Annotated in this window: 26 protein-coding genes; 8 read left to right on the top strand and 18 right to left on the bottom strand. The window is 76.1% G+C overall.

Annotated features, from left to right (window positions below; translation table 11 throughout):
- Positions 1-88 precede the first annotated feature (88 nt).
- The 3 genes from ACFUVW_RS07990 to ACFUVW_RS07980 all read right to left on the bottom strand — a co-directional run bounded on the left by ACFUVW_RS07990 (position 89) and on the right by ACFUVW_RS07980 (position 2,781).
- Positions 89-532 carry an OsmC family peroxiredoxin gene (locus tag ACFUVW_RS07990; protein WP_430570795.1) on the bottom strand — a complete coding sequence of 148 codons (444 nt, stop codon included), beginning with the start codon at positions 530-532 and terminating at the stop codon, positions 89-91.
- Positions 533-641: 109 nt separating this feature from the next.
- Complete coding sequence (locus ACFUVW_RS07985; protein ID WP_430570794.1) at positions 642-2,147, bottom strand: hypothetical protein; 1,506 nt, start codon at positions 2,145-2,147, stop codon at positions 642-644.
- Between the two features lie 61 nt (positions 2,148-2,208).
- The gene (locus ACFUVW_RS07980) at positions 2,209-2,781 is read right to left on the bottom strand and encodes a sigma-70 family RNA polymerase sigma factor (protein ID WP_430570793.1); all 573 of its coding nucleotides are present in this window, start codon (positions 2,779-2,781) and stop codon (positions 2,209-2,211) included.
- A gap of 149 nt (positions 2,782-2,930) precedes the next feature.
- Between ACFUVW_RS07980 and ACFUVW_RS07975 the strand changes: the two genes are divergently transcribed.
- Positions 2,931-4,829 carry a DUF4012 domain-containing protein gene (locus ACFUVW_RS07975; protein WP_430570792.1) on the top strand — a complete coding sequence of 633 codons (1,899 nt, stop codon included), beginning with the start codon at positions 2,931-2,933 and terminating at the stop codon, positions 4,827-4,829.
- 123 nt (positions 4,830-4,952) lie between these two features.
- Complete coding sequence (locus tag ACFUVW_RS07970) at positions 4,953-5,714, top strand: LPXTG cell wall anchor domain-containing protein (protein ID WP_430570791.1); 762 nt, start codon at positions 4,953-4,955, stop codon at positions 5,712-5,714.
- Between the two features lie 36 nt (positions 5,715-5,750).
- On the opposite strand, the gene ACFUVW_RS07965 is transcribed toward ACFUVW_RS07970, so the two are convergent.
- The 10 genes from ACFUVW_RS07965 to ACFUVW_RS07920 form a co-directional block, all read right to left on the bottom strand.
- Positions 5,751-7,358, bottom strand: coding sequence for a LuxR C-terminal-related transcriptional regulator (locus ACFUVW_RS07965; protein WP_430570790.1), 1,608 nt, complete (start codon positions 7,356-7,358; stop codon positions 5,751-5,753).
- A 97-nt stretch (positions 7,359-7,455) separates the two neighbouring features.
- A complete protein-coding gene (dtd, locus tag ACFUVW_RS07960; RefSeq protein ID WP_430570789.1) occupies positions 7,456-7,881 on the bottom strand; it encodes a D-aminoacyl-tRNA deacylase in 426 nt (141 codons plus the stop codon).
- On the bottom strand, positions 7,878-8,915 hold the full coding sequence (locus tag ACFUVW_RS07955) for an asparaginase (protein WP_430570788.1): 1,038 nt from the start codon (positions 8,913-8,915) through the stop codon (positions 7,878-7,880). The genes dtd and ACFUVW_RS07955 overlap by 4 nt, the downstream gene beginning before the upstream one ends.
- Position 8,916: 1 nt before the next feature.
- Positions 8,917-9,261, bottom strand: coding sequence for a DUF2516 family protein (locus tag ACFUVW_RS07950; RefSeq protein ID WP_430570787.1), 345 nt, complete (start codon positions 9,259-9,261; stop codon positions 8,917-8,919).
- 9 nt (positions 9,262-9,270) lie between these two features.
- Entirely contained in the window at positions 9,271-9,696 is a 426-nt protein-coding gene (locus ACFUVW_RS07945) for a type II toxin-antitoxin system VapC family toxin (RefSeq protein ID WP_430570786.1), read from the bottom strand.
- A 46-nt stretch (positions 9,697-9,742) separates the two neighbouring features.
- Positions 9,743-10,039, bottom strand: coding sequence for a type II toxin-antitoxin system Phd/YefM family antitoxin (locus ACFUVW_RS07940; RefSeq protein WP_430570785.1), 297 nt, complete (start codon positions 10,037-10,039; stop codon positions 9,743-9,745).
- A gap of 147 nt (positions 10,040-10,186) precedes the next feature.
- Entirely contained in the window at positions 10,187-11,029 is an 843-nt protein-coding gene (locus ACFUVW_RS07935; RefSeq protein ID WP_430570784.1) for an ABC transporter permease, read from the bottom strand.
- A complete protein-coding gene (locus tag ACFUVW_RS07930; RefSeq protein WP_430570783.1) occupies positions 11,026-12,081 on the bottom strand; it encodes an ABC transporter ATP-binding protein in 1,056 nt (351 codons plus the stop codon). Before ACFUVW_RS07930 ends, ACFUVW_RS07935 begins: the two co-directional genes overlap by 4 nt.
- Positions 12,082-12,220: 139 nt before the next feature.
- Positions 12,221-13,150 carry a permease prefix domain 1-containing protein gene (locus ACFUVW_RS07925; RefSeq protein WP_430570782.1) on the bottom strand — a complete coding sequence of 310 codons (930 nt, stop codon included), beginning with the start codon at positions 13,148-13,150 and terminating at the stop codon, positions 12,221-12,223.
- Positions 13,147-13,551, bottom strand: a complete 405-nt coding sequence (locus ACFUVW_RS07920; protein WP_429734371.1) for a PadR family transcriptional regulator — start codon at positions 13,549-13,551, stop codon at positions 13,147-13,149. The genes ACFUVW_RS07925 and ACFUVW_RS07920 overlap by 4 nt, the downstream gene beginning before the upstream one ends.
- A gap of 167 nt (positions 13,552-13,718) precedes the next feature.
- On the opposite strand from ACFUVW_RS07920, the gene ACFUVW_RS07915 reads away from it, so the two are divergent.
- The gene (locus tag ACFUVW_RS07915) at positions 13,719-15,737 is read left to right on the top strand and encodes a DHA2 family efflux MFS transporter permease subunit (protein ID WP_430570781.1); all 2,019 of its coding nucleotides are present in this window, start codon (positions 13,719-13,721) and stop codon (positions 15,735-15,737) included.
- Between the two features lie 97 nt (positions 15,738-15,834).
- Here the strand turns inward: ACFUVW_RS07915 and ACFUVW_RS07910 are convergent, their stop codons facing one another.
- Genes ACFUVW_RS07910 through ACFUVW_RS07900 form a run of 3 tightly spaced genes read right to left on the bottom strand, consistent with a single transcriptional unit; the run spans position 15,835 to position 18,798 of the window.
- Entirely contained in the window at positions 15,835-17,064 is a 1,230-nt protein-coding gene (locus ACFUVW_RS07910) for an aromatic acid exporter family protein (RefSeq protein WP_430570780.1), read from the bottom strand.
- A 10-nt stretch (positions 17,065-17,074) separates the two neighbouring features.
- On the bottom strand, positions 17,075-18,226 hold the full coding sequence (locus ACFUVW_RS07905; RefSeq protein WP_430570779.1) for a YgfZ/GcvT domain-containing protein: 1,152 nt from the start codon (positions 18,224-18,226) through the stop codon (positions 17,075-17,077).
- 11 nt (positions 18,227-18,237) lie between these two features.
- Positions 18,238-18,798: an FABP family protein gene (locus ACFUVW_RS07900; protein WP_430570778.1), complete on the bottom strand. Its 561-nt coding sequence runs from the start codon at positions 18,796-18,798 to the stop codon at positions 18,238-18,240.
- Between the two features lie 203 nt (positions 18,799-19,001).
- Between ACFUVW_RS07900 and ACFUVW_RS07895 the strand changes: the two genes are divergently transcribed.
- Together ACFUVW_RS07895 and ACFUVW_RS07890 are read left to right on the top strand one after the other, a co-directional pair.
- Positions 19,002-19,388, top strand: a complete 387-nt coding sequence (locus ACFUVW_RS07895; protein ID WP_430570777.1) for a DsrE family protein — start codon at positions 19,002-19,004, stop codon at positions 19,386-19,388.
- Between the two features lie 191 nt (positions 19,389-19,579).
- Entirely contained in the window at positions 19,580-20,257 is a 678-nt protein-coding gene (locus ACFUVW_RS07890; protein ID WP_430570776.1) for a YceI family protein, read from the top strand.
- Positions 20,258-20,265: 8 nt separating this feature from the next.
- Here the strand turns inward: ACFUVW_RS07890 and ACFUVW_RS07885 are convergent, their stop codons facing one another.
- Positions 20,266-21,012, bottom strand: a complete 747-nt coding sequence (locus ACFUVW_RS07885; protein ID WP_430570775.1) for a hypothetical protein — start codon at positions 21,010-21,012, stop codon at positions 20,266-20,268.
- A 298-nt stretch (positions 21,013-21,310) separates the two neighbouring features.
- Between ACFUVW_RS07885 and ACFUVW_RS07880 the strand changes: the two genes are divergently transcribed.
- Positions 21,311-22,081 (top strand): winged-helix domain-containing protein, encoded by a 771-nt coding sequence (locus ACFUVW_RS07880; RefSeq protein ID WP_430570774.1) that lies wholly within the window; start codon positions 21,311-21,313, stop codon positions 22,079-22,081.
- 61 nt (positions 22,082-22,142) lie between these two features.
- Positions 22,143-23,072: an alpha/beta fold hydrolase gene (locus ACFUVW_RS07875; protein WP_430570796.1), complete on the top strand. Its 930-nt coding sequence runs from the start codon at positions 22,143-22,145 to the stop codon at positions 23,070-23,072.
- A gap of 21 nt (positions 23,073-23,093) precedes the next feature.
- On the opposite strand, the gene nth is transcribed toward ACFUVW_RS07875, so the two are convergent.
- Entirely contained in the window at positions 23,094-23,843 is a 750-nt protein-coding gene (gene nth / locus ACFUVW_RS07870; RefSeq protein WP_430570773.1) for an endonuclease III, read from the bottom strand.
- A 194-nt stretch (positions 23,844-24,037) separates the two neighbouring features.
- Between nth and ACFUVW_RS07865 the strand changes: the two genes are divergently transcribed.
- The gene (locus tag ACFUVW_RS07865) at positions 24,038-24,715 is read left to right on the top strand and encodes a Crp/Fnr family transcriptional regulator (protein ID WP_416345052.1); all 678 of its coding nucleotides are present in this window, start codon (positions 24,038-24,040) and stop codon (positions 24,713-24,715) included.
- The last annotated feature ends 107 nt before the right edge of the window (positions 24,716-24,822 follow it).

The raw sequence follows: 24,822 nt of genomic DNA, 5'->3' as shown, positions 1-24,822 counted from the left end.
ACCCCCCACCCCCCCCACACCCCCCCCCTCTGCGCTGCTACCTCGGCGATCGCGGCACTACCTCGGCACCGCGCGTCCTACCTCGCGCTCAGCCCTCGAAGGTGACGTCCAGCGTGATCTCGCCGACGCCCGCGAGCGCCTTCGACACCGGGCAACCGGCCTTCGCGGCCTCGGCGGCGGCGCGGTACGCCTCCGCGTCGATGCCCGTCGCCGAGCCGACCACGGTGAGCGCGATGGTCGAGATCTCGAACCCGCCGCCGGCGGCCGGGCGCAGCGTGACGTCGGCCGTCACGTCGGTCTTGCCGGGCGTGCCGCCCGCGTTCGCGACCTCGAGCGAGAACGCCATCGCGAAGCAGGACGAGTGCGCCGCCGCGATGAGCTCCTCCGGGCTGGTGACGCCCTCGGCGTCGTCGGCCGCGCGGCGCGGGAACGACACGTCGAACGCCGCGGCGCCCGAGCTGGCGAGCTCGACCCGGCCGGAGCCCTGCTGGATGTCGCCGTTCCAGGCGGTGCGTGCGGTACGGGTGGGCATGGGAGTTCTCCTTCGTGCTCCGGGACAGGTCACGACGACCGTAACCCGCTCCCCCGTCCCACGTCAGGGGCCGACCGCGTGGTGGCGGTCACGTCCCGGGCCGGTGTCGTCACCGCGGGGCCGAGAAGTCCATCGCGTCGTCGGCGACGGCGACGACGGACCACGCGTTGCCGGCGGCGTCGGACAGCTCGTACGCGGGGACGAGGGCGACGGAGCCGTCGTCCTGCGTCTGCTGCGCCAGGCCGAGCCGGGCGTCGGTGATCTCGACGTCGGACACGGGCCAGTCGACCGGGTCGCCGGCCGCGGGCGGAGCCGGGGGCGCGGTCGGTTCGGTCCCGTCCTCCGCGGACTCGGCCCACATCGCCTCCTCGTCGGCGTACGCGACCGGCCAGGCGGAGCCGGAGAACCGCGGGTCGCCGAGCCGCTCGACCGCCTCGGTGGGGCTGATCACGGGGTACTCGCCGAGGTCGACGGTCGTGGCGAGGAAGCCGTCGAGCCAGGCGATGCCCTCCTCGTCCACGGTCGCGCCCCACTGCGCGCCGGTGCGGCTGCCGTCCACCACCTGGTAGGCGGTCACCCACCGGCTCGGGTCACCGTCGGTCTTCTCGCCCACCTCGATCTCGAAGCCGTCGGGGTTCACGCCGAGGCTTCGCATGGCGTCGGCCAGCATCCGCCGTGCCTCGCGGTCGCCGACCGTCGAGGTGCGCGGCTCGTCGCACGCGGGCTCGGCACCCTCCGCATCGTCCCCCGCATCGCCCCCCGCGTCGCCGCGCGCCACGGCATCCTCGCACCGCCACGGGTCGTGGTTCGGGTCGCTGAAGCTGAAGGTGGCACTGCCGTCGGCCGACAGCCAGACGTGCGGGCCGGAGCCGTCCTGCGGGCCCACGGACCAGCCGTGCTCCCAGCGCGGCTTCCCCTCGACGCCGAGCGCGGTCGCGAGCCGGGCGGCCCCCTCGCGGGTGGCGGCGTCCGTCGCGTCGAAGGCGTACGCCGACGCCGTGCCGCCCTCCGTGGACAGCCCCTGCGCGTGGAACGTCGCCCGGCCGGAGGTGACCCAGCTCGGCATCGTCGAGGCGCCGTCGGACGCCCGGGCGCTGGCGCTCGCGCCCGCGCTGTCCTCCGCGGCGCCCACCGCGCCTCCGCCCGCGGCCGCCTCGTCGCCGCCGGCCGCCCCGGCGGCCCGGCCCCCGTCGTTCAGCACGATCGGGGCCTCGGCGGTGCCCGCCGTCGCCCCGGAGCCGGGCGCGGCCGCCCCGCCGAGCGCGTAGCCGCCCGCGCCCACGGCCGCGAGCGCCGCGACGCTCGCGGCGGCCAGCCACGGCCCGCGACGCCGGCGCCGGCCCGCGGGCCCGTCGCCGAGGCGCTCCTCGTCGCCGGTGCCGGCGCCCACGGCAGCGGTCGCGGCGTCGTCCCCGGCCAGCCGCGCGTCGACCTTCGCCCGGAGCCCCGCGCCGGCCGCGCCGACCCCCGCGGCCGGGTCCGCCGCCCGCAGGCGGGCGAACGCCGCGTCGTCGCGCGGCCCGTCCGGAGCCGCCGGCGCCCCCTCGGGCGCACCACCGCGCACCTCGCCCCGACTCTCGTCCCGGCCGTCGTCCCGGCTCTCGTCCCGGCTCATCGTGTCCTCCCGGCCCCGCGGCCCGCCGGCCCGGCGGGCGTCTCGCACCCCGTCTGTGTCGTCATCGCGCGCCGGCTTGCGCGGTCGTGCCGCCCTCGCCGTCACCGGCCCGGTCGTCGACCGCCTCCGCGTCCCACGCGGCGCGCAGCCGCGCCCGGGCGCGGGACAGCGCGGCGTCGGCTCCCCCGCGTGAGACGCCGAGCACCTCCGCCAGCTCGTCGCCGCCGACGCCGTCCCACGCGACCAGGAGCAGCACCTGACGGTCGCGCGGCGAGAGGCGCGCGAGGACGGTGCGCACGCGGTCGTCGTCGACGGCGAGGGTCGCCGGGTCGACGTCGTCGGGCACCTCCGGCACCACCGCGACCGGCGTCGGCCGGGCCTTGCGCCGGTGGTTGGCCAGCACGAAGCCTGCCGTCCGGTAGAGCCACGGCAGCTCCGCGCCGCGCGGCACGTCCGCCCGGCGGCGCCACGCGGTGGCCAGCACGTCCGCGGCCAGGTCCTCGGCGTCCGCCCCTCCCGCGGGCAGGCGGCGCACGAGGTAGCGGTGCACCGCCCCCGCGTGCGCGGCGAAGAGGTCGTCGAACCACGCGGTGTCGTCGCCGTCGTCGCCACGCACCGTCTCGTCCGGGTCCACCGGGCCTCCTGCGGTCCTGGGCGCGCGAGGGCGCGCGCCACCCCTCGACGCGACTGTGTCGCCGCACCCCCCGGTCTTGCACCCGCGCGCGCCGACATCACCCGCAGATTCATCCCTCCGGCCGCCCCGCGCGGACCTACGGTGCGGGCATGACCGTCGACACGGGCGCGGCGCCCGCCAGCACGGAGCCCGCGGCGCCGACGCCGGCGCCCCGCCGGCGGCGCGCCGCGCGCCGGGTGCTGCTCGGCACGGTCGTGGCCCTCCTGGTCGTCGCCGTGTGCGCGGTGCTCCTGGTCGGCGACGCGCTCGCCGCGCGAGGCGCCCTCACCCGCGCGGCCGCGCAGGTGCCCGCGGTGGCGGAGGAGCTGCGCGGCGGCGCCCGGTCCGCGGCCGGGGGCGACGCGACGCTCGCCTCCTCCCCCGCGCTCGCCGAGCTGCGCACGCAGACCGCGCTCGCACGCGAGGCGACGGACGGCCCGCTGTGGTGGCTCGCCGCCCGGCTGCCCGTGGTCGGCCCGTCGGCGGGCGCGGCGGCCGACGTCGCTGTCGTGCTCGACGACGTGACCGACGACGTCCTGCCCGCCCTGGCCGACCTGGCCGACGCGGTGGCCGCCACCGGCCGCACCCCGGACGGCGGGCTCGACCTCGCGCCCCTGCAGGCGGCGGCTCCCGGGATGGCGACGGCGCGCGCGTCGCTCGACGCGTCGCGAGCCCGTCTCGACGCCGTCGACCCCGACGCCCTGCTGCCCCAGCTCACCGACCCGGTGGCGACGCTGCGCGACCGGGTCGACGAGCTGGCCGGCGCCGTCGCGACCGGCGACCGCGCGGCCGCGCTGGGCCCGGCGATGCTCGGCGCGGACGGACCACGGACGTACCTCCTGCTGACCATGAGCACCGGCGAGCTGCGCCAGGGCGGCGGCATCCCGGGCGCGCTCCTCCTGCTGCGGGTGGACGGCGGGCGCGTCGAGGTGGTGCGCCAGGTCGCGGCCTCCGCCGTCGGACCGTTCCGCTCCCCCGTGCTGCCCCTGTCCGCCGACGACGAGGACGCCTACACGGCCCGGCTCGGGAGGTTCGTGCAGGACGTCACCGCCACCCCCGACTTCCCGACGTCCGCCGCCCTCGCCGTCGAGATGTGGGCGCGCGCCCAGGGCGAGCAGGTCGACGGCGTCCTGGCCACCGACCCGGTCGCGCTCTCCCAGTTGCTCGCCGAGACCGGCCCCGTGCGGGTCCCGGTGTCGCGCCCGGTGGCCGCCGCGCTCGGCCGGGACGCCGTGAAGCTCACGGCGGAGAACGCCGTCGACGTGCTGCTGCGGCGCGTCTACGACGTCCTGGACCCCGAGACCGCCGACCGGTTCTTCGCCGACGCCGCCGCCGCGGTCCTCGCCCGGGCCGTGTCCGACGACGTCCCCCCGGCCGCGCTGCTCGCCGGCCTGCAGCGCGCGGCCGGGGAGCACCGCGTGCGGGTGTGGTCGGCCGACCCCGCCGAGCAGGCGCGGCTGGAGGGCACGCTGGTCGCCGGGTCGTACGCCGCCGCCCCGCGCGCCGCCGACGCCGTCGGCGTGTTCCTCACGGACCACGTGGCCGGGAAGATGTCGGCGTACCTGGACTCGTCGCTGCAGGTCGTCGGCTCGGAGTGCACCGACGCCGGCCGGGTGGACACGCTGGAGCTGACGCTGGCCTCGACGGCGCCCGACGACGCGGCCACGTCGCTGCCCTGGTACGTCGCCGGCGTGCCGGGCGGGGCGCACCCGCCGGGCACGCTCAGCCTCGGCGCGACCGTGTCGGGGCCGCGCGACGGCGGCACGCCGCGCGTCGAGCGGGACGGCGCCCCCGTGGGCGGCGAGGCCCGGACCACGCACGGGCGCCCCACGCAGGCGGTCACGGTCGTCCTCCCCCCGGGCGAGGGCACCACGCTGCGGTTCACCGTGCCGGCAGGCACGTCGACGGACGGCGATGACGGCACGCCGGCCGGCAGGCTGGAGGTCTGGTCGACGCCGACGACGACGTCGGGCGGGCTGCTCGACGTCGAGGTGCCGACCTGCGGGTGAAGACGCGTCCTGCCTGCGGTTTCACCCGGGTGAGACGAGGTCGTCGGGCGCGGTGCGCGGCTAGCGTGAGGGCCCCGGGCAGCACCCAGGCAGCACGGAGAGCACCGCCCCCGAGGAGTCGAGATGGCCCACGCACGCACCGCCGTCGGCGCCGCCGCCGGCCTGGTCCTGAGCGGCACGATCGCGGTCGCCGCCGCCGCGCCGGCCCTCGCCGACACGGTACCCAGCCCGAGCAGCAGCCCGAGCAGCAGCCCGAGCAGCACCGACTACCCGCCGCCGGAGGAGCCGACCCTCACCGCGCAGATCTTCCAGCCCGAGTGCGACGGCGACGTGCCCTACCTGCGGTACGCGGTCACCGCCACGGGCACCGAGAACGACACCGTGACGATCACGTGGCACCACCCGTCCGGCGCCGACGTCGTGCAGGCCGGCCTGCCGCTGAGCGGCCGGGTGCTGTGGCCGGGGGCCGCGGTGGACGCGTCCGGCGCCCCGCTCGACTGGCCCGGCTGGCGCCTCGAGGGCGGCGTCTGGGTGGAGGGCGACGAGTTCGACTGGGTGCGCCCGGCCGTGGACGTGACGCTCGAGGTGAACCCCGAGCTCACCATGACCGCCGCCTACCCGCCGTCGTCCCCGAGCTGCGCGACGAACCCGCCCGGCACCGTCCCGCCTGACGAGCCCGGGGACCCGGGCGAGCCGGACCCCGGCACCACCGTCCCCGCCGCGGTGCCCGCGGACGGCGCTCCCCCCGCGGCCGCGCCGTCGGCCCCGGGCTTCCTGCCGCAGACGGGCGCCGGCGTCGCCGGGCTGGTCGCCGCGGCCGCCGCGCTCGTGGCCGCGGGCGGAGTCACGGTCGCCGTCGCGCGCCGCCGCCGTACCGACCACTGACCCGTCGCGACCCCGCCCCGCACTGCGAGCGGGGCGTCACGAGGCGGGCCGCAGCGCGACGACGGTCAGCTCGGCCCGCGAGCTCACCCCGACCTTCCGGAAGACGCGCCCCAGGTGCACCTCGACGGTGCGCACGGAGACGCACAGCCGGTCGGCCACCTGCTTGTTCGCCAGGCCGTCCGCGACGAGGCGCGCGACGTCGAGCTCGCGCGCGGTGAGCACGTCCGCCCACCGCGCCCAGACGTCCACGAGACCGTCCGGGCCGCCCCGGCACGTCCGCACCGCGCTCACGACGAGCGACGGCACGGCCGCCGGGCGGGGGTACCCGAGGTCGCGGCAGGCGGCGACGGCCGCGGGGACAGGCTCCGGGCCGACGGCGCGCAGCCCCGCGGCGAGGGTGTCCGAGCCGCCCGTGCGGCGCGCCACCTCGGCCGCGAGCCCGCCGACGACGTGCGACACCGGCAGGCGCGCCGCGGCGTCGTCGAGCACCCGAGCGGCCTGCTCGGCGTCGCCGCCGCGCAGGAGCACCAGCGCCTGCACCACCCGCAGGTGCGCCTCCGCCAGCGGGGAGAGCCCGTCCACCCCCGTCCAGGCGGCGGTCTCGCGGTACGGCACCGCGGTGACGACGGCCCGCGCCAGCACCTCGTCCGCCTCGCGGGGGTACCGGTCGAGGCGGGCCAGCGCCTCGACCACGGCGGCCAGGACGGCGCGGTCCGCCGGGGACACCGTGGCGCGCGCGACCGGCACGACGAGGCGCGCGAGCCGGACGCCCGGCGGGTCGTCGTCGTCCGGATCGAGCGGGCCCGTCCCGGGCCCGGCGGACGGCCGGGCGGCGATCAGCGCGAGCACCGCGTCGCGGGCACGCTCGGCGTCCTCCTGGACCGGCGCGACGCCGGTGCTCGCGACCCGTTCGAGCCACCCGGCCGCGTCGTGCAGGTACCCGGCGAGCAGCGCGGCACGCCCCGCGACGAGGAACGCGCGCGCCCGCAGGTCGCCGGTGCCGTGGCTCGCCGCCTCGCGCGCGACCGCGTGCGCCGCGACCGCGCACCCCTGACCCAGCCGCTGGTGGGCGAGACGCACCAGGCCGTCGGCGAGCGCCGGGTCGCCGGCAAGGGTGGCGAGGGCGGCGTGCCACCGCGCCGCCCCGGGCTCGCCCGCCCGCTCCAGCCCGGTCGCCAGGGCGGCGTGCACGGCCGTGCGCTCGGTGAGGTCGGCGTCCTCGTGCACGACGGCGCGCAGCCGCGGGTCCGCGACGCGGAACCGGCCGTCGGCGAGCTGGAGGTGCCCGGCCAGCGGCGGCGCGAGCAGCCGCTCGACGGGGGCGCCGGTCGCGCCGAGCAGGACGTCGACGCGGTCCAGGACGAGCACCCCGGCGGCGAGGAGGATGCGCCGGCCCTCGGGGTCGAGCGCGGCGGTGACGTCGAGGGTGGCCGCCCGCACCGCTGCCGTCACGGGAAGCGGGTCGGGCAGCGCGGCGACGCCGGCGAGCTGGTGGGGCGTGAGCAGCCCGAGCGTCTGCGCGAGGGCCTCGGGGTCGGCGCCGACGAGCTCCGACACCCGCCGCACGACCTGCGGCGCGACCGGGCGCGCACGCACGCCGGGCGGGGACTGCCAGGACGCGGCGGTGTCCCGGTTCGAGGTCATCGTCGGCCTCCCGTCTCGTGCCGGGCCTCGGTGCTCGGCGGCACCCACTCTGCCGTATCGGCCCGAAATTTGCGCGAAGACGCAGGTCAGCGATTTGTCAGGTCTCCACCAATATCGTCACGGGACCGTCGTTCACCAAGGCGACGTCCATGTCCGCCCCGAAGCTCCCGGTGGCCACCTCGAGCCCTCGCGCCCGCAGGTCGGCGACGACCGCGTCCACCAGCGGCTCGGCCACCGGGCGGGGCGCGGCGGCGTTCCAGGTGGGCCGGCGGCCCTTGCGCGCGTCGCCGTACAGCGTGAACTGGCTGACCACGAGCACCGGGGCGCCCGCGTCGGTCACCGAGCGCTCGTCGCGCAGGATCCGCAGCTCCGCGATCTTGCGGGCGACGGTCGCCACCTCGGCGGGGCCGTCGTCGTGCGTCACGCCGACCAGCGCGAGCAGGCCGGGCCGGTCGATCGCCCCCACGACCTCGCCGTCGACCGTGACGGACGCGCTCGACACGCGCTGCAGCACGGCCCTCATACGGCGTCCGCCGCGAAGGCCGGGCGCACCGCCCCGACCGGGGACCCGCCGCCCAGCACGGGCGTGACGCCGACGGCGTCGAGCGCGGCGGCGTCCGCCCCCGGGAGGCCGGCCGCCCCCGCCGCGCGCATCGCCGCGGCGAGGATGGCCGGGCGCGGCCGGTCGCCGCCGTCGAGGATCTTGAACGCCACCGCCGACCCGTCGGGCAGACCCGCCGCGCACACGCCGTCGGCGCCGATCTTCGCGATCGAGCCGGGCACGGCGGTCATGACGAGGGTGTCCTCGCGCCCGCGGCCCGCCACCATCTCGGGGTGGCCGGACATCGCGCGCGCGACGCGGCCGCCGTCCCGGTCGGCGTCGCCGGAGGCCCCCGCCGCCGCCAGCCGCCCGAACGACCGCGCCAGGCCGAGCACCGAGGTGGAGAACAGCGGCGCGCCGCAGCCGTCCACGGTGACGTGCGGGTCCGCGTCGCCCGTCAGCCCGACGACGGCGTCGCGCACCGCGCGCTGCAGCGGGTGGTCGAGGTCGAGGTAGGTCGCGGTGTCCCAGCCCGCGGCGACGCAGGTCGCGAGCATCGCGGCGTGCTTGCCCGAGCAGTTCTGCGCGACCCGCTCCGGGCCTCGACCCGCCTCCTGCCAGGCGAGCGCCTCGGCGCGGCCGAGCGGCAGGTCGGGCGTGTTGCGCAGCGCCGGCTCGCCGAGCCCGGCGCCGGCGAGGATCTCGCGCACGCCGGCCAGGTGCTCGGGGGCGCCGCTGTGGCTCGCGGCGGCGAGCGCCAGGAGGCGGCCCGGCAGGTCGAGGCCGGAGCGCAGCATGGCCAGGGCCTGCAGCGGCTTGACCGACGAGCGCGGCCAGATCGTCGTCGCCGGGTCGCCCAGGGCGAGCCGCACCCCGCCGTCGGGCCCGAGCACCACGAGGTGCCCGAGGTGCACCGACTCCACGAGGTCGCCGCGCACCACCTCGGCCAGCGGGGCCGCGTCCCGCGCCACGGGCGCGACGGGCGCGCGCGTGCCCGGCGTCGTCACCTCGACCACGTCACCAGCCGCCCGTCGGGCCCTGGGGGCGACGCCCCCCGCCCGTGCCGTACGGCTGGATCCTGGGGCGCACGTCCACCCAGTAGATGATCGCGGGCGCCACGGCGATGACGTTGAAGAACGACCCGGCCGTCATGAGCATCGGCGGCAGGCCGAACAGCCCGATGAGCGCGGCGATGCCGAGGATGATCAGCCAGATGTTCTTCTTCAGCTTCCCCTCGGACACGTAGGCGTTCGCCGGCCGACGGGCGGCGTCGAGGAACGCGACGAGCTGCACGACGAACACCACGACGGCGAGCACGACGAGCACGATGTACTGGAAGGATCCGAAGGCGGCGGAGATCACCTGCCGAGCCTACGGGAGGACCCGGAGACGGCGGGAGCGGGCGGCGCCTGCGACGTGCTCGTCCCACGCGGCGACGAGGCTGTCCTCGTGCGCGACGGCGAGGGCGCTGGCCACGTGCAGGGCGTCGGCGCCGCGCAGCGGCACCGGGCAGGACGCGACCAGCTCGGCGGCGCGCGCGGAGACGTCGGGCGTCACCTCCAGGGTGTGCAGGCCGGCGCTCAGCTCGTCCCAGAGCGTGGTGCCCCGGCGCCGCGTCAGCGGGTCGAGCACGCCCGCCCGCTCCCCGGCGGCGAGCGCCGCCCTCACCTCGGCGTCGGCGATGCGCGACGTGACGACGACGTCGGCACGGTTCCACAGCGCGCTCGCCAGCGCCGAGCCGGGCTCGGGCACGCACAGCTTCACCAGCGCGCTGGCGTCGAAGTAGACGAGGGCCATCCTGCTCCGTTCTCGGTGGCAGCGGTCGGGCGGGTCGAGAACGGCGTCAGCGCCGGATGCGCCGCACCAGGTCGGACATGCGCGACGCCGGCCGCGCGGCGGGGCGCGGGGCGGGCCGGGCGGCCGCCGCGCCGTCGTCGGGCACCGCGTGCACCGGCCGTTCCGTGGCGGCGGGCGTGAGCAGGCCGTCGCGCACCAGCCCGGCGACGAGGTCGGCCGTCTGCACCCCCGACAGGCGGGCGACCGGTACCCCCCGCTCGGTGATGACGACCTCCTCGCCCGCCCGCGCCTTCTCGATCCACGACTTGAGCTCGGCGCGCAGCGCGCTGACGGAGACCTCCATGACCGACGACCGTACCGTCCGCACCCCGTCGCCGAACAGCAGCTCCGCCGAGGTAGTCCAGGTCCTGCCGAGGTAGTTCGTGACTCCGTGTCACGAACTACCTCGGCACAAGAGGAACTACCTCGGCAGGACCTGGACTACTCGGCGTCAGATGGCGCGGCGATAGGCGCGGAACGCCGACGACGCGAGCGCGCCCATCACGGCGACGGCGGCGGCGAGCAGCCCCAGGTGCAGCCACACGGTGCCCGGGTCGGCGAAGCCCTGCAGGGCGTCGCGCGCGACGACGACCGCCCAGTCGAACGGGTTGTAGCGCGCCGCGGTAGCGATCCAGTCCGGCGCGAGGGCCGGGTCCATCACCGCCGAGGACAGGAACATCAGCGGGATCGTGAGCAGCTGCGAGACGCCGATGAGCGCCTCCTGCTGCCGCGTGAGGAGCGCGACGGCGCCCGACAGCGCGGCGAAGAGGCAGCTCAGCAGCGCCACGGCCACCAGCATGACGACCACGCCGGCCCAGCCGCCCGGGAACCGCGCCCCGCCGAGCCAGGCGACGCCCACCACCACGAGCGCCTGCGCGCAGCCGAGCAGCGCGTACCAGGCCATCGCCGCGGACAGCAGCGCGCCCCGGCTGGTGGGCGACGCGAGGAAGCGGTCCATGACGCCGCGGTCCATGTCCTGCACGAACGTGGTGCCCGCCCAGGCCGCGCCGCCCATCGCCGTCATCATGACGACGCCGGGCGTGAGGTACTCGAGGTAGCTGACGTCCGCGCCGCCCGCGAAGCCGGGGATCTCGATGACGGAGCGGAAGAGCTGCCCGAACAGCAGCAGCCAGATCATCGGCTGCAGCAGGTTCATCACCATGAACACGGGGATGCGCATGCCCTGCCGCGCCTGCCGGCCCGTGAGGAGGGCGGCCTGGGTCAGCGCGCCCGTACGACGGGCCGGTCGCGACGTGGTGCGGCCGGGGGTCGGGTCGATCGTCGTGGTGCTCATGCCGCCACCTCCGTGGCCTCGGCGCCGGCGGTCCCGGCGGTCGTGCTCGCGGCCCGGTGGGCCGCCTCCAGGCTGCGGCCGGTGTGCCGCAGGTAGACGTCGTCGAGCGTGGGCCGGGACAGCCCCGCCGCCCGCACGTCGAGGCCCGCGGCGTCGAGCGCCGCGAGGAGGGCGGGGAGCGCGGTGGCCCCGGCGTCGGCGCGGGCCCGCAGGGTCCGCCCGTCGGTCGTGACGTCGACGACGCCGGGCACGCGCGCGGCCACCGGTGCGGCGGCCGCCGCGGCGGCGACGTCGTCGAGCTCGACGGTGACGCCGTCGCCGCGCAGCTCGTCCTTCAGCGCGTCGGGGGTGCCCGCCGTGACGACGCGGCCCGCGTCCACGATGACCACCTGGTCGGCGAGGCGGTCGGCCTCGTCCAGGTAGTGCGTCGTCAGCAGGATCGTCATGCCGTCGCCGGCCGCCATGCGCTCGATCTCGGCCCACATCGCGGAGCGCGCCTCCGGGTCCAGTCCCGTGGTGGGCTCGTCGAGGAACAGCACCTGCGGCCGGTGCACCAGGCCGACGGCGACGTCGAGCTTGCGCGCCATCCCGCCGGACCAGGTCTTCACCAGGCGGTCGGCGGCGTGCGCGACGCCGAACCGCTCGAGCAGCTCGTCGGCCCGGGCCCGCGCGTCGCGGGCGCCGAGCCCCTGCAGCCGCCCGGCCAGCACGAGGTTCTCGCGACCCGTGCCCATGGGGTCGGTCACGGGGCGCTGCGCCACGTAGCCGATGACCCGCCGGACGGCGGCCGGGTCTCCCGCGACGTCGTGGCCCGCGACGCGCGCGGTCCCGCCGTCCGGGGCGGAGAGCGTCGCGAGGATCTTCACGGTGGTGGACTTGCCGGCGCCGTTCGGCCCGAGCAGGCCGAGCACGCTGCCGGGGGCGGCGGACAGGTCGAGGCCGTCGAGCGCGCGCACGGTGCGCGCGCCACGACCGGCCCCGCGGCCGGAGCCGTAGGACTTGGTCAGGCCGGCGACGTCGATCGCCGGCCCCGACAGGGTCGGGGTGGACATGGTTCCTCCTTGCTGGATGGTCCAGGGTTCGGAGGGTCCGGCGCACGCCCTAGAGTGAGGGTGCGTGCAGGGTGCGGTCGTGCACCGGACCCGAGCCACCGGTCCCGGGCGATGGCAGTCGCCCGGGACCGTTCTTCTGCTACTTCTCCTGCTGCTCGCCCTGCGACCTGAAGAGCATCCGGGCGAGGACGAGCATCATCACCGCGAGGGCGACGACGAAGGTCAGCCAGGACCACGCCCAGCCGACGGTGAGGCCGAGCACGACGAACACGACGAACGCCGCCAGCCAGATGACCATCGTGTAGACGCCGAACCGCGCGGCGGCGGCGGGGTCCCGCTCGAAGCGGTCGAAGTCGTGGCCGGTGGCGTGCGCTCGCGCGACGTCCCGCACCCAGGCCTTCTTCCGGTTGGTCTGCGTGACGCCGAGCATCGTGAACAGCACGCCGCCCACGACGACGAGCCCCGCCGCGACGACGTACACCCACGCCTCGAAGGTGCCGAGCAGGGTGAACCCGGCGAGGAGCAGGCCGAGGACGGCGAGGCCGGTGGCCAGGTAGTAGCCGCCCGCGCGCCGCGACGGCATCGGGTGGTTCGTCGTCGTCTCCTGCGAGAGCGACGACCCGACGACGAAGCCGGCCGCGCTGGACGCCGTGAGCAGCAGGGCGGCCACCGCGACGGCGGGCAGCGCGAGCACGCCGAGGGGCGCCAGCAGGCACAGGGCGACGAGGGCCACGAGCACGACCGATGCGAGCACGACGCCCAGCACGAAGCGGGGCTTGGGGCGCACGCGCTGCTGCTGGGCGACGGCGAACGCCTCCTGCAGCGGGGTGCGGGGCGCGCCGCCGGTCTCGGCCGCGACGTCCGCCTGCGCGTCGGCGACGATCGCGCGGACGTTCCCGAGCTCGTCGAACGCCTGGCGGGCGGCGTCGTCGGGCGAGGCGCCGCCGGCCTGCAGCTCGGCGGCCCGGGCCTCGAGGTTCGCCCGGATCTCCTCCTTGAGGTCCTGGACCTCGGGGGACGGCTCGACGCCCGCGAACGCGTCGTCGAGGAGGCGGTGGACGGTGGTCATCGGGGGGTGTCCTTGTCTGTGCTGGTCCCTGCGCCGGTGCTGGTGCCGGTGCTCAGGAGGGAGTCGATGACGTCGCGGGTGGCGACCCACGCGGCGACGTTGCTCCGGAACACGGCCCGCCCGGCGTCCGTGATCCGGTAGTACTTGCGGCGCCCGCCCTGGGACTCGTCGCCCCAGTAGGCCTCGACCAGGCCGTCCTTGGTGAGACGGCGGTACGTCGCGTAGAGCGTGGCCTCCTTGATCTCGTGCGCCCCGCCCGTGGCGTCGCGGATCGTCTTGTAGATCTCGAAGCCGTAGCGGTCCCCGCGACGCAGCGTCGCGAGCACGATCGTGTCGGTGTGACCACGCAGCAGGTCGGCGGAGAACGCGTCGTCCGCCGTCGAAGGTTCAGCTCGCTGCATCACGACAGGTACTGTATCTCATCAACTACTCGACGACAACAGGTGCTGCACGTGCCCCACCTCGCGGGGTTCGCCGTGCCGTCCTCGGGAGACCGTGCGAGCCTGCAAGGCGGGACACCTGCTCACCGCGCGGACGCCGTCGTCCGCCCCGACCCGAAGGGCACGCGATGGCCGCACCGAGCGCACCGACCGCCGAGCCGGAGGCCCTGCCCCAGCGCCGGGTCCTGGCCATCTTCGGCGGGCTCATGCTCGCGATGCTGCTCGCGGCGCTCGACCAGACGATCGTCGCGACGGCCCTGCCCACGATCGTCTCCGACCTCGGCGGCGCGGAGCACCTGTCGTGGGTCGTGACGGCGTACATGCTCGCGAGCACGGCCACCACGGTGCTGTGGGGCAAGCTCGGCGACCTCTACGGGCGCAAGGCGCTGTTCATCGCCTGCATCCTCATCTTCCTCGTCGGGTCGATCCTGTCCGGCACGTCCCAGACGATGGCGCAGCTCATCGCGTGGCGCGCCGTGCAGGGCGTGGGCGGCGGCGGGCTCATGGTGCTGTCGCAGGCGATCATCGGCGACGTCGTCCCGCCGCGGGAGCGCGGCAAGTACCAGGGCTTCTTCGGCGCCGTCTTCGGCGTCTCGTCGGTGGCCGGCCCGCTGCTCGGCGGCTTCTTCGTGGACAACCTCGACTGGCGCTGGGTGTTCTACATCAACATCCCCATCGGGATCGTCGCGCTGCTCGTCGTCGCGTCGGTGCTGCCGCACATCGACGCGGGCAAGAAGCCCCGCATCGACTACGCCGGCATCATCCTGCTCGGCCTGATCTCGACGTCGGTCGTGCTGGTGACCAGCCTGGGCGGCACCACCTGGGAATGGGCGTCCTGGCCGGTCTACGGGATGGTCGCGATCGCCGTCGCGTCGCTGGTCGCGTTCGTCGTCGTCGAGCAGCGCGCCCCCGAGCCCGTGCTCCCCCTGCACCTGTTCCGCAGCAAGGTGTTCTCGGTGTCCGCGGTCGTCGGGTTCGTCGTCGGCTTCGCCATGTTCGGCGCGATCACCTACCTGCCGCTGTACCTGCAGACGGTCAAGGGGTCCACGCCCACCGAGTCCGGGCTCGAGATGACGCCGATGATGCTCGGCATGCTGCTCACGTCCATCGGGTCGGGCCAGCTCATCTCCCGCACGGGGCGGTACAAGGTCTACCCGATCGTGGGCACCGCGATCACGGCGTGCGGGCTCTACCTGCTGTCCCTCATGGGCCGCGACACCACCACGCTCCAGGCAGGCCTGAGCATGTTCGTCCTCGGCGCCGGGCTCGGCATGGTCACGCAGGTGCTCGTCATCGCCGTGCAGAACGCCGTCAGCTACAAGGACCTCGGCACGGCGACGTCCGGCGCCACCTACTTCCGCACCATCGGGTCGTCGGTGGGGGTCGCCGTCTTCGGCACGATCTTCGCGAACCGGCTCACCGACGAGCTCGTCACCGGCGTCCCGGCGACGGCGCAGGGCCCGTGCGGCCCCGGGGCCCTGGCCGCCTCCACCCAGACCCTCGCGCAGTGCCCGCCCGAGGTGCAGGACTGGTTCCTCGACGCGTACGCGGGCGCCCTGCACGTCGTCTTCCTGTGGGCCGTGCCGATCGCCGTGCTCGCCTTCCTCCTCACCTGGCTGCTGCCGGAGGTCGAGCTGCGCACCGCGACGCGCGGCGACGCCGCCACCACCGCCGGGCAGGCGGCCGGCGAGTCGTTCGCGCTCGGCTCCGCCCGGACCTCCCTCGACGAGCTGCGCCTCATCCTGTGGCGCCGCGTCGGGAAGCTGGACCCGCTCAAGGTGTACGCGACGATCGCGCGCGACGACGACCTCACCGCCGAGGAGGCGTGGATGGTCACGCGCGTCTCGCTCAAGCGGAAGCGCTCCGTGCAACTCATGGCCGAGCGCACGGAGGTCTCGCCCGAGACGGTGCGGCGCGTCGCGCAGGCGCTGGAGGCGCGCGGGCTCGTCGAGGTCGACGGCGACGCCGTCCTCGCCACGTCCGACGGCGACGCGGCGGCCGAGCGGATCCGCGAGGCGGAGCGGCAGCGGCTCCGGCGGTACGTCGCCGAGTGGCCCGGCGGGGACGAGCCCGAGGTCGACGAGCTCGTGGAGCAGCTCACGCACCAGCTCCTTGCCGACGACACGGACGTCGTCGAGCACCGCTGACCGGCACTACCTCGGCATGGCCGGCACTACCTCGGCACGGCCGGCACTACCTCGGCACGGCCTGTACTACCTCGGCCAGGGCGGTACTACCTCGGCGTCACATCTCCGGGAGGGCGTCGCGGGCCTCCTCGGGCGGCAGGCCCGCCGCCTCGAGCAGGTCGACGACGGGCGAGCGCAGCAGCAGCACCAGAGACTGCACCTGCCAGTGCCCCTCGCCCACGGTCCGCGGGTCGACGTCGCGGGCGACGTCGAGCAGGGCGTCGCGCGCCTGCCCGAGGCCGGTGCCCGAGCCGAGCGCGGCCGCCAGCAGCCGGACGCCGTGCCCGAGCCGCACGACCAGGTCCGCCACCGGGTCGGCGGTCGGGTCGACCTCGGGCGGCGGCGGCAGCCCGCCCGACAGGGGTGCCGCCGTCACGCCCTGACCGCCCTCGTCGCCCAGCTCGCCGAGCGAGCGGAGCGTGGCGGGCGCGCGCCGGGCGAGCACCCGCACGCTGCGCATCGCACGGTCGACCAGCACGGCCTGGGCGGTGAGTCGCGTGATCTCGGCCCGGAGCACGCGGTTGACGCTGACGCGGGCGATCTCCTCCGACTTCGTCGCCACCTCGTGCCACTCCTCGAGCGTCTTCTCGGCCGCACGCCCGCGCACCAGGGCCGCGGCGAGCTCGTCGGCGTCGCCGTCGCGCAGCCCGATCGCGACCGACTCGAGGGTCAGGGCCAGCTCGCGGGTGGCGTTCTGCGCCAGGTCGCGGATGCGACGGCGCGGGTCGCCGGGAGTGAGGAGCGCGACCAGCAGCGCGACGCCGCCCCCGACGAGGGCGTCCGTCCAGCGGCCGAACGCGCCGTTGGTCGCGACCGACGCCGGCAGGCCCACGACGACGCCCGCCTGAACGCCCGCCTGGATGGTGACCAGGGGCCCGCGGTCGACGAACCGGGCGATGAGGGCCGAGATGCCCATCACCAGCGCGATCTGCCACCAGCCGGACCCGATGAGGTGCACCATGACGTCGCCCAGGGCGACGCCGAGCGCCACGCCTGCCGCGACCTCGGCCACCTTGCGCAGCTCGCGGTCGAAGCTGAACCCGAGGCACACCCACGCCGCGATGGCCGCGAAGAACGGCTGCGTGTGCCCCAGCACGACGGTCGCGATCCCGTACGCGACGCCCGCGGCCAGCGCAGCCTGGACGATGGGCCAGAACGCGACCCGGACCCGCGAGATGCCCTGCCGCAGCCGGATGCGCCGGGGCAGGGTCCGCAGGGCCGCGCGCGCGGCCGCGCCCGCGCGGCGGGGCATGTCGCCCGCGGGACGGGCCGCCGGCTCGTCGCTCACGGGCGCCCGCTCACAGCAGGCTCTGCGGGGCGTCGGGCCCGCGCGGGGTGAGGCCGCGCGTCAGCGGCCCGTGCGCCTCGGGCCGGTCGGCCGAGACGCCGTCGCCCGGCACCACGACCTCCTGCGCGGCCGCGACCTGCAGCTCCTGCCCGCCGACGTCGCCCACCACGGTGAGCTCGGCGTCCTCGGGGGCGGAGCGTTTGATCACCGCGAGGGCGACCGGGCCGAGCTCCTGGTGCCGCGCGACCGTCGTCACGGTGCCGACGGAACGTCCCTCCGCCCCGCCGAGGAACACCTGGGCGCCGGCCTCGGGGACCACGTGCTGGGAGCCGTCGAGGTGCAGCAGCACGAGGCGCCGCGGCGGGCGGCCCAGGTTGTGCACGCGCGCGATCGTCTCCTGCCCCCGGTAGCAGCCCTTGTGCAGGTGGACGGCGGTGCGCAGCCAGTCGAGCTCGTGCGGCACGCTGCGGTGGTCGACCTCGTGCGCCAGCCGCGGGCGCCACGCCTCGACGCGGAGCGCCTCGGTGGCCCAGGTGCCGGCGAGGCGCCACCCGGCGGCCTCGCGCTCGGCGACGGCGGCCTCCAGGTCGGCGCGCGGCACGAGGACCAGCCTCCAGGGGCGGTCGGCCCCGGGGTGCTCGGCCTCCGGCGGGCCGTACCGGGTGCCGCCCTGGGCGACGCGCGGCCAGGTGTCCCACCAGGTCACGGGCTCGCCCTCGGCCCCCTCGGCGGCGACGGGCTCACCCAGCGCCGCGTACTCGGCGGAGAGGTCGTCGATCTCGACCCGCATCATGAACTTCATGCGCTCGAGCCAGGCGGCGAGCGGCGCGGCGTGGTCGCCCTCGGTGACCAGCCAGGTCGCCTCGCCGTCGTCGACGACGCCGGCTGCGTGCTCGACGTGACCCTGCGGGGACAGCACGAACAGCTCGGTGGACGTGCGCGGCGGCAGCGCCTGCACGTCCTGCGACGTGATCGAGTGCAGCCACGACAGGCGGTCGGGGCCGGCGACGCGCACGACGCCCAGGTGCGACTGGTCGACGACGGCGCCACCGCGGGTGAGCGCGCGCTGCTCGGCCACCGGGTCGCCGTAGTGCCAGGCCACACCCTCGTCGGCGCCGGTGGCGGCCACGGCGCCCTGCCGGGCCAGGAGCGGCGAGTCCATCGGAAGCCCCCTCAGTCGTTCTCGACGCGGTCGAGCTGGGCGGAGGCGTACGAGCCGAGCGGGTGCCCGAACGCGGCGAGCTCCTCGACCCACATCAGGCGCCCCTCGACCAGGCCGTACAGGCGCTTCGCCGCGGTGACCTCCGCGGCGGTCGAGGTGCGGGCCACGAAGTCCGTGGCGAGGTCGATGCGGCCGTTGCCGGCGACGCCGAGGAACAGGGAGAGCCGGCCCGACGCGTCGGTGACGAGCACCTCGAGCGCGTGCCGGTCGCCCTCCAGGCCCTCCGGGCGGTCGGTCGACACGCGCCAGTAGCCGGTCTCCGTCGACCAGACGGTGTCGGGCTCGTCGTCGCCCGGGGTGCCCTCGCCGTCGGCCGCCGCGGCGGAGCGCACGCGCAGCGTGGACTCGAAGCGCAGGTACGGCCCGCCGTCGTGGTCGAAGACGAGGTCGTGCACGAACGGCGTCTCGTCGATGCCGGTGTACTCGATCACGCCCTCGCCCCGCCAGCGGCCCACGAGCCACGCGAGCGGGAAGACCTCGGGCGCGAGGCCCTCGGGGAAGGCGAAGGGCATCAGCGCTGGCCCTGGAACAGCTTGTAGACGACGTAGCCGGTGAACCAGAGGATCGTGACGGTCACGACGACCAGCAGACCGGTGAACACTGCCTCGAGAGCATGGATCGACATGCCGCGATCCTACCCAGCCGTGCCGGCGTCGGTCAGCGCGAGCCCGTCGGGAGGCCGGCGCGAGCGCGGGCGTGAGTAAGGTCGCGGCCCATGAGCACCCCCACCGCTGCGACGCCCGCGCGCTCGCTCGTGATCAAGACCACGTCGGGGACGGACCGCCCCGAGGCCGCCAACCAGGCGCTCACCGTGGCGGCCTCGGCCGTCGCCGCCGGCGCGGAGGTGAGCCTGTGGCTCACCGGGGAGGCGGCGTGGTTCGCCGTCCCGGGCCGCGCCGCGGAGCTCTCGCTCGAGCACGCGGCACCCGCCGCCGACCTGCTCGACGCCGTCCTCGCCGCCGGCTCGGTCACCCTCTGCACGCAGTGCGCGGCCCGTCGCGGCCTCGGGCCCGACGACGTCCTGCCGGGCGTGCGCATCGCCGGGGCCGCCGTCTTCGCCGAGGAGGTGCTGCGCCCGGGCGCCCAGGCGCTCGTCTACTGACGCCGCTCCGGGCCCGCGCACCCGCCCTGTGAGGCGCACCACCCGGCGGCGCGACCCCCTCCCGTCCGGCACCCCCCGTGCCGTAGATTGAACGTTGAAGCATCCGTGTCGCGCCACGGAGCGCCTTCCCCCCGCAGCCCCGTCGCTGGCGGGCGCACGCCCACCGACGTCCTGATCCCGGAGACCGCCACATGACCTCGCCCACCCGGACCTGGAACGACCTCGTCATCCCGGCGGCAGGGACGTACCTGCTCGACGAGGCGCACAAGCGTCTGGGCTTCCTGGCGATGCACATGATGGTCAGCCCCGTGCGCGGGGAGTTCCCGGTGGGCACCGCGACCATCCACGTCGGCGAGGACCCCCTGCAGTCGGCGGTGTCGGCCACGCTGGAGACGGCGACCATCACGACGCACAACCCGGACCGCGACACCCACCTGCGCAGCCCCGACTTCCTCGACGTCGAGAACCACCCGACCATCGAGTTCCGCAGCACCGGCATCGAGTGGCGCACCCAGGAGGACCCGATGTTCTCCTGGGCCCGGCTCAAGGGCCGCACGCCCGGCCGGGCCCCCGCCCCGCAGCAGGCCATGCGCACGTCCGCCAAGTTCGTGCTGCACGGAGACCTCACGATCTGCGGCATCACCAACCCGATCGCCCTCGACGCGGAGTTCGGCGGCGCGCGGCGCGACCCGTTCGGCAACGACATCTTCGGCTTCAGCGCCACGGCGGACTTCGAGCGCGAGAAGTACGGCCTCACCTGGAACGTCGCGCTCGAGGCGGGCGGCGTGCTCGTCGCCAAGACCGTGCGCATCGAGCTGGCGGGCGAGGCCATCCGCCAGGCTCCCCCGGAGCCCGCGCCCGCGATCTGACCCGGGGTCTAGGCGAGCACCAGGCGGCCGACGACGAACACCAGGATGCCGCTCACGGCGACCGGGGCCGTGACGGCGGCCAGCACCGCGCGGCGCCCGGTCAGCGCGGGCTGACGCTCGAACAGCAGGCGCAGCACCGCGACCACCAGACCGGTCACGGCGCCCGCGACCAGGCCGCTCACCGGGTCGATCGACGGCAGGAGCGTCGCCACCCCGCCCGCGGCGACGGCACCCAGCACCACCCCCACGAGCGAGCCCGCCCAGCCGCGCGCGACCGGCGTCGCCGACACCGCCGCCGCGACCGCGAGGCCCAGCGCGCTCACGACCACGAGCGACGCGCCCGCCTCGGAACGCCCCGCGGCCACCCAGCCGGAGCAGCACACCGCGACGACGGCACCGGTCACCGTGCCGCTCACGGACTCCACGAGCCGGGGCCGCCCGCCGCGGCGCAGCATCTCCGCGACGAACGCCAGCACCAGCGCCATCGCGAGCACCAGCGGCACGTTGCGCAGCACCGGCTCGCCCTGGGTCGCCCCCGCGACGGCGACGGCGCCGAGCCCGGCGACCGCCACGACGACCGTCGTCCCGCCCTGGGCCGGCAGCCGCAGCAGCGGCCCCCAGCCGGCCGCGAGGAGCAGCGCGAGGGCGCCGGCCACGGCCGTGAGCGGCAGGATCCCGTAGTCGTCGAGGGCGGCGGCCGCCGCGACGACGGCGGAGAGGACGGCCGTCCAGACGGCGCGGGTGGTCACGGTCACGACGACGAGTGTCGCAGACGGCGGACGGCGTCCCCGCCGTCCGCCGCCGGGCCACGGCCGGGCCGTCGACCGCGCCCTCGACAGGGCCACGACTCGTCCCCGCCACGTCACGGCCGCGTCCGTCACAGTCCGGTCGTCGATCGGAAACGCGCCCGCAACACGGTTCGGGGCACACTGCGGGAACCGGTCACCCGACCGGGACGGGTGCGGTGTGATCGACACCGCACCGCGGTACGTTGGCGGACGCACCTGTCGGACGCTGTCGAACGGACCGTCCGACGACCGGGAGGAGGTGCCGGTGGCCGAGCTGCTGATCCTCACGCCCGCGTCCGGCGGGTCGGTCGAGGTGCTGCCCGCCCTGGGCCTGCTGAACCACCGGATCCGGGTGCTGCCCATGGAGCCGTCCGCCCTGGTGGACGCCCCGGACTCCGACGTCGTGCTGCTCGACGCACGCCGTGACCTCGTCGCCGCCCGCACCACCTGCCGCCTGCTGCACGCCACCGGCCTCACCGTGCCGCTCGTGCTCGTGCTCACCGAGGGCGGTCTCACCGTCGTCACGCACGAGTGGGGCGCCGACGACCTGCTGCTCGAGACCGCGTCGCCCGCCGAGGTGGAGGCGCGCCTGCGGCTCGTCGTCGAGCGGTCCGAGCGCGGCCCCGTCGACGACGGCCCGCAGGAGATCGCCGCCGGCGACCTCGCGATCGACGCCGGTGGCTACACCGCGCGGCTGCGCGGCCGCCCCATCGACCTCACCTACAAGGAGTTCGAGCTCCTCAAGTACCTGGTGCAGCACCCGGGCCGCGTCTTCACGCGGGCTCAGCTGCTGCAGGAGGTGTGGGGCTACGACTACTACGGCGGCACCCGCACCGTGGACGTGCACGTGCGGCGCCTGCGCGCGAAGCTCGGCCCCGAGCACGAGCAGCTCATCGGCACCGTCCGCAACGTCGGCTACCGGTTCGACCCGCCCAAGGAGCCGCGGCCGGCCGAGGGCGACGACCCCGACGGCACCGGCGGCGCCGCGACGTCCGACGGCTCCGGCGCGACCGGTCGGGCCGCCCCCACCCGCTGACCCCGCGCGCCCTCACGGGCCCCGGCGCGCCACAGCAGGTAGGTTCGACCGGGTGACCGCGATGTCGGACTCCAGCGACTTCTCCAGCGCCCTGGTCGACGGACCCTGGCGGCACGAGCTCGTGCCCGCGAACGGCGCCCGCTTCCACGTCGCGCTCGCCGGGCCCGACCGGACCCACGGGGGCCGCAGCCCGCTCGTCGTGCTGCTGCACGGCTTCCCGCAGTTCTGGTGGGCGTGGCGGCACCAGATCGAGCAGCTCGCCGACGCCGGGTACCGGGTGGCGGCGATGGACCTGCGCGGCGTGGGCGCCTCCGACAAGCCGCCGTCGGGCTACGACGTCCCCACCGGCACGCAGGACGTGGCGGGCGTGGTGCGCTCCCTCGGCCACGACCGGGCGGTCGTCGTCGGGCACGGCACCGGCGGCGTCACCGCGTGGTCGATGGCGCGGCTGCAGCCCGCCGTGACCGCTGCCGTGGCCGCCGTCTCGGCGCCGCACCCGGCCCGCCTGCACGTCTCGGGCCGCCAGCTGCTCACCCCGCTGGCGCGCCGCCAGCTCGCGGCCTACCAGCTGCCCACGCTCCCCGAGCGCCGGCTCACGGACGGCGACCAGGTGGCGCGCGTGCTGCGCGACGGCGCCGCCCGCCCCCTCGGCACGGACGCCTTCGAGCTGTACCGCACCGTGATGCGGATCCCGTTCGCGGCGCACACCGTGATGGAGTCGCTGCGCTGGATGGTCCGCTCGACGCCGCGCCCCGACGGCCGCCGGTACCTCGCCGCACTGCGCGAGCCGGTCGACGTCCCGGTGCTGCAGGTGCAGGGCGAGCTGGACGGCTTCCTCCACCCCCGGAACGCCCCCGTAGACGGCGCCGCCCTCGCCCGCGACTTCCGCTACGAGACCGTCGACGGCGCCGGGCACTTCCTGCCCGAGGAGGCCCCCGACGAGGTCGGCAAGGTGCTCGTCGACTGGCTCGACCACGCCGTCACCGCCTGAGCCCGCCGGAACCCCTCGACGTCAGCCGCGCGGCCCCGGCTTGACGAGCTTCGCCGCCGCGACCGGGTCCGTCTCGCCGATCCCGAACGACGGGCACCAGCGCGCCACCGGGCACGCCCCGCACGCCGGCCGCCGCGCGTGGCACCGCCGCCGCCCGTGCCACACCAGGTGATGGCTCAGCATCGTCCAGTCCTTCTTCGGGAACAGCGCCCCGACCTCGTGCTCGACCTTGACCGGGTCCTCCTGGTCGGTCCAGCCGAACCGGCGCGCGAGGCGCCCGAAGTGCGTGTCCACCGTGATCCCCGGGACCCCGAACGCGTTGCCCAGCACCACGTTCGCCGTCTTGCGCCCCACTCCCGGCAGCGTCACCAGGTCGTCCAGGCGGGCCGGGACCTCGCCGTCGAACCGCTCGACCAGCGCCTGCCCCAGCCCGATGATCGAGCGCGTCTTGGCGCGGAAGAAGCCGAGCGGCTTGAACAGCTCCTCCATCTCCGCCGGGTCCGCCCCCGCGTACGCGGCGGCGTCCGGGTAGCGGGCGAAGATCGCCGGCGTCGTGGCGTTGACCCGCACGTCCGTGGTCTGCGCCGACAGCACCGTCGCCACCAGCAGCTCGAGCGGCGTCGTGAAGTCCAGCTCCGCGCGCGCGTCCGGGTAGGTCACCGCCAGCTCGCGGTCGATCCGGCGCGCGCGACGCACCAGCGCGACCCGCGACTCACCCGTGGGCGTAGCGTCGGACGGGAGGGCGGTCGAGGAGGTGGGCGTCGTCGGCACAGTGCGAGCGTAGCCATCCCCTCCGACAGCCGCCGACCCGCTCCGGCGGGGCCTCCACGACGCCTCCCGGCGCTTCGTCGTGCCGCGATTTGGTGCGGTGAGGCAGACTGAGAACCGGAACACACCCTCTTGACAACCCCCGGACGACCGCACCCGACCCGGGACGGCCGCCCCCGAACCACGTGAGGAATCCTGTGGACGACACCGTCGTGCTCTCCGCCCCTCTCTTCGCGGACATGGAATCCGAGGAGACGAAGGCGCTCTTCGAGTCCATGGTCCCGGTCGAGCTGACCCGCGGGGACGTCCTCTTCCGCGAGGGCGAGCCCGGCGACCGGCTCTACGTCATCGCGCAGGGCAAGATCAAGCTCGGCCGCCGGTCGAGCGACGGCCGGGAGAACCTGCTGTCGATCCTCGGCCCCGGCGAGATGTTCGGCGAGCTGTCCCTGTTCGACCCGGGCCCCCGCACCGCGACGGCCTCGTCCGTGTCCGACGCGCTCGTCTACGAGCTGCGCCACCAGGCCCTCGTGCAGTGGATCGCCGCGCACCCCAGCGTCGCCACCACCCTGCTCGGCGCCCTGGCCCGCCGCCTGCGCCGCACCAACGAGACCCTCGCCGACCTCGTCTTCTCCGACGTCCCCGGCCGCGTCGCCAAGGCGCTCCTCGACCTGTCCGCCCGCTTCGGCGAGCCCAACGACGACGGCATCCGCGTCGCCCACGACCTCACCCAGGAGGAGCTCGCCCAGCTCGTCGGCGCCTCCCGCGAGACGGTCAACAAGGCCTTGGCGGACTTCGCGACGCGCGGTTGGGTGCGTCGTGAGGGTCGCGCGGTCGTCCTGCTCGACATCGACCGTCTGGAGCGGCGGGCTCGCTGAAACTTGCGGCCGCACTTGGTTGCGGCCGACACCTTCTCGCTGACGCAGGCGGGAGGGGCGTTCTTCGCCGGGTCGCGTTCACGGGCCCCAGGGGGCCCTCCACTTCG

The organism is Isoptericola sp. NPDC057391 (assembly GCF_042668085.1).
Taxonomy (GTDB): Bacteria; Actinomycetota; Actinomycetes; order Actinomycetales; family Cellulomonadaceae; genus Isoptericola.
Note: the sequence above shows the minus strand (reverse complement) of the source record. Positions and strands in the feature narration are given on the sequence as shown.